Raw genomic sequence first — 4,236 nt, 5'->3', positions numbered from 1 at the left:
ACCTCAGTCAGCTACGACTACCTACCGCGGAGCAGAGCGTCAGCTCTGGCCGCCGGCCAGCTTCTCGCGGAGCGCGGCCAGGGCCTCGTCCGACGCCAGGGCGCCGGAGTTGTCCGCCGACTCCGAGGAGTACGAGCCACCACCGGAGGCGTTGCCGCCACCGGCGCCGGCACCGGCGGCGGGAGCCGCGGCACCCTCGGCCGCGGCCTGCTCGTCGGCCTCACGGGACTTGATGACCTGGGCCTGGTGCTGCTCGAAGCGCTGCTGCGCCTCGGCGTACTGGGTCTCCCAGGCCTCACGCTGCTGCTCGTAGCCTTCGAGCCAGTCGTTCGCCTCGGGGTCGAAGCCCTCGGGGTAGATGTAGTTGCCCTGGTCGTCGTAGGACGCGGCCATGCCGTACAGGGTCGGGTCGAACTCGACCACCGACGGGTCGGCGCCGAAGGACTCGTTGGCCTGCTTCAGCGAGAGGCTGATGCGGCGGCGCTCCAGGTCGATGTCGATGACCTTGACGAAGATCTCGTCGTTGACCTGGACGACCTGCTCCGGGATCTCCACGTGGCGCTCGGCCAGCTCGGAGATGTGGACCAGGCCCTCGATGCCCTCGTCGACGCGCACGAACGCACCGAACGGAACGAGCTTGGTGACCTTACCCGGGACGACCTGACCGATCTGGTGGGTCCGGGCGAACTGCTGCCACGGGTCTTCCTGCGTCGCCTTGAGCGACAGGGACACGCGCTCGCGGTCCATGTCCACGTCGAGAACCTCGACGGTGACTTCCTGACCGACCTCGACGACCTCGGAGGGGTGGTCGATGTGCTTCCAGGAGAGCTCGGAGACGTGCACCAGACCGTCGACGCCGCCGAGGTCCACGAACGCGCCGAAGTTGACGATCGAGGAGACGACGCCGGAGCGGACCTGGCCCTTCTGCAGGGTCGTGAGGAAGGTCTGGCGGACCTCGCTCTGGGTCTGCTCAAGCCAGGCACGGCGGGACAGGACCACGTTGTTGCGGTTCTTGTCCAGCTCGATGATCTTGGCTTCGAGCTCCTTGCCCACGTAGGGCTGGAGGTCGCGGACGCGGCGCATCTCGACGAGAGACGCCGGCAGGAAGCCACGGAGGCCGATGTCGAGGATGAGACCACCCTTGACGACCTCGATGACGGTACCGGTGACGATCCCGTCCTCTTCCTTGATCTTCTCGATCGTGCCCCAGGCACGCTCGTACTGAGCGCGCTTCTTGGACAGGATGAGTCGACCTTCCTTGTCCTCCTTCTGGAGAACCAGGGCCTCGATCTCGTCGCCGACCTTGACGACCTCGTTCGGGTCGACGTCGTGCTTGATCGAGAGCTCGCGGGAAGGGATGACGCCTTCGGTCTTGTAACCGATGTCGAGCAGGACCTCGTCCCGGTCGACCTTCACGATGACGCCGTCGACGATGTCGCCGTCGTTGAAGTACTTGATCGTCTCGTCGATCGCGGCGAGGAAGGCTTCCTCGTTACCGATGTCGTTGACCGCAACCTGCGGGGTGGTGGCGGTGGTCTCGGTGCTGCTCGTCATGTGGGAAAGGGCTCCGGTACGGACAGTGAGTCGTAGGTACTGCTACGCCGTGAGCCGGTATCGCACTGCCGAAGCCGGACAGCCTTAGAAGCGCACCTTCCGGCAGAACCGGAAGCGCCTCGACAACCGAGGGGACATACAACAAGTGCGAGCGCGACCTGCTCCGTCTGAGGTGCGCAGGCCCGCAGCGCAACTTGTAGCATACGGGGGCAGCCGGGCACGGTCAATGCGCGAAGGCGCACACCCAGGACAGAACATCCCATACCTGGCACAACTCATGTTCAGCGAGGCCACAAGGGTCGTGCCGCGCTCCGCGGCCAACGACCCGAACGAAGGGTACGACGGGCGTCACGATGATCCAAGAGCATGAGCCGGAGGCCACCCGGCGCGCCGCCGGAACCGCCGAGAGCAGCCGCGCCAACCGCGGCTGGTGGGACCGGAACGCCGACGAGTACCAGCAGGAGCACGGCGGGTTCCTCGGCGACGACCGCTTCGTGTGGGGACCCGAGGGCCTCGACGAGGCCGAGGCCGGGCTGCTCGGCCCCGCCGCCGAGCTGAAGGGCCGCGACATCCTGGAGATCGGCGCGGGCGCGGCCCAGTGCTCCCGCTGGCTGGCCGCCCAGGGCGCCCGCCCGGTCGCGCTCGACCTCTCCCACCGGCAGCTCCAGCACGCCCTGCGCATCGGCTCCGCGTTCCCCGTCGTGGAGGCCGACGCCGGGGCCCTGCCCTTCCCCGACAAGACGTTCGACCTCGCGTGCTCGGCCTACGGAGCCGTCCCGTTCGTCTCCGACCCGGTGCGCGTGATGCGCGAGGTGCGGCGGGTGCTACGACCCGGCGGCCGCTGGGTCTTCTCCGTCACCCACCCCGTCCGGTGGGCCTTCCCCGACGAGCCGGGCCCCGAAGGGCTCTCCGTCGCCGCCTCGTACTTCGACCGCACGCCCTACGTGGAACAGGACGAGAACGGCCGCGCCGTCTACGTGGAACACCACCGGACCCTGGGCGACCGGGTACGGGACGTGGTGGCCGGCGGCTTCCGCCTGGTCGACCTCGTCGAGCCGGAGTGGCCGGCGTGGAACAGCCAGGAGTGGGGCGGCTGGTCCCCGCTGCGCGGCAACCTCATCCCCGGCACGGCCATTTTCATCTGCGAGCGCGACTGACCCTGTCGTACGGGCGTCCCGCCTCGCTGTCTCACCGGCGTCCCGCCTCGCCGTCCCGGCGGTAGGGGAGGTTATCCACAGGGCTCCGGCGCCGGCCGGGACCGCTGCGAAGATGAAGCGGTGACCATCCGCACTGACGCGCTCGACCGCCTGCCCGTACGCACCGCCGTGCCCGCCCTGACCGAGGCCCTGGACGGGCACGGCGCGGCGGTGCTCTGCGCGCCGCCCGGCACCGGCAAGACGACCCTGGTGCCGCTGGTGCTCGCCGGGCTGGCCGGCGGCGGGCCCGCGCGCCGGGTGATCGTCGCCGAGCCGCGCCGGATCGCGGCCCGCGCCGCCGCCCGCCGGATGGCGTGGCTGCTGGGCGAGGACGTCGGCGAGCGGGTCGGGTTCACCGTGCGCGGCGAGCGCAAGGCGGGACGGCGGACCGTTGTCGAGGTGGTGACGACGGGTGTGCTCCTGCAACGACTGCAACGCGACCAGGAGTTGGCGGGCGTCGACGCCGTGGTGCTCGACGAGTGCCACGAACGGCACCTCGACGCCGACACCACCGCCGCCTTCCTGCTGGACGTACGGGCGGCGCTCCGGCCTGAGCTGCGGCTGGTGGCGGCGTCCGCGACGACGGACGCGGAGGGCTGGGCCCGGCTGCTCGGCGACGCGCCCGTCGTGACGGCCGAGGGCGTCGCGCACCCCGTGGAGACCGTCTGGGCCCCGCCGCGGCGCCCGGTGCGGCCGCCGCACGGGATGCGGGTGGACCCGGCCCTGCTGGACCACGTGGCCGCGGTCGTGCGCCGGGCGCTGCGCGAACGGGACGGCGACGTGCTGTGCTTCCTGCCGGGCGTCGGCGAGATCGGCCGGGTCGCCGGGCTGCTGGGTGGCGCGGAAGCGCTCGGGGCCGAGGTGCTCCAGGTGCACGGCCGCGCGCCGGCCGCCGTGCAGGACGCGGTCCTCGCGGGCGGAGCCGGGCGGCGGGTGGTCCTGGCGACGTCGGTCGCCGAATCGAGCCTCACGGTGCCGGGGGTGCGCGTCGTGGTGGACTCGGGGCTGGCCCGCGAGCCCCGCACGGACCACGCGCGGGGGCTGAGCGCGCTCACGACCGTACGGGCCTCCCGCGCCGCCGCGCGACAGCGGGCCGGACGGGCGGGGCGTGAGGCTCCGGGCGTCGTCTACCGCTGCTGGACGGAGGCCGACGACGCGCGGCTGCCGCGCTTCCCGGCCCCGGAGATCACGGTCGCGGACCTGACGGCGTTCGCGTTGCAGGCCGCCTGCTGGGGCGACCCGGACGCGTCGGGGCTCGCCCTGCTCGATCCGCCCCCGGCCGGTGCGCTGGCCGCCGCCCGGGAGGTGCTGAGCGCCATCGGCGCGGTGGGAGCGGACGGCCGCGCCACGCGGCGGGGCGGTCGGATGGCCCGGCTCGGGCTGCACCCCCGGCTCGCACGGGCCCTTCTGGACGGGGCGCCCGAGGTCGGCCCGCGACGGGCGGCCGAGGTCGTGGCGCTGCTGAGCGAGGAGCCTCCCCGTGAGT

3 protein-coding genes are annotated in these 4,236 nt (G+C 72.0%); 2 read left to right on the top strand and 1 reads right to left on the bottom strand.

What is annotated here, in order from left to right:
• Positions 1–39 precede the first annotated feature (39 nt).
• The gene (gene rpsA / locus ACFU99_RS35150; RefSeq protein ID WP_384400109.1) at positions 40–1,554 is read right to left on the bottom strand and encodes a 30S ribosomal protein S1; all 1,515 of its coding nucleotides are present in this window, start codon (positions 1,552–1,554) and stop codon (positions 40–42) included.
• 353 nt (positions 1,555–1,907) lie between these two features.
• On the opposite strand from rpsA, the gene ACFU99_RS35145 reads away from it, so the two are divergent.
• Positions 1,908–2,711, top strand: a complete 804-nt coding sequence (locus ACFU99_RS35145; protein ID WP_384400106.1) for a class I SAM-dependent methyltransferase — start codon at positions 1,908–1,910, stop codon at positions 2,709–2,711.
• Between the two features lie 120 nt (positions 2,712–2,831).
• The coding region (locus tag ACFU99_RS35140; protein WP_384400103.1) for a helicase-related protein at positions 2,832–4,236 on the top strand (1,405 nt) is incomplete at its 3' end.

The organism is Streptomyces sp. NPDC057654 (assembly GCF_042800135.1).
Classification (GTDB): Bacteria; Actinomycetota; Actinomycetes; order Streptomycetales; family Streptomycetaceae; genus Streptomyces.
This window is presented reverse-complemented; position numbering and strand designations above follow the sequence as displayed.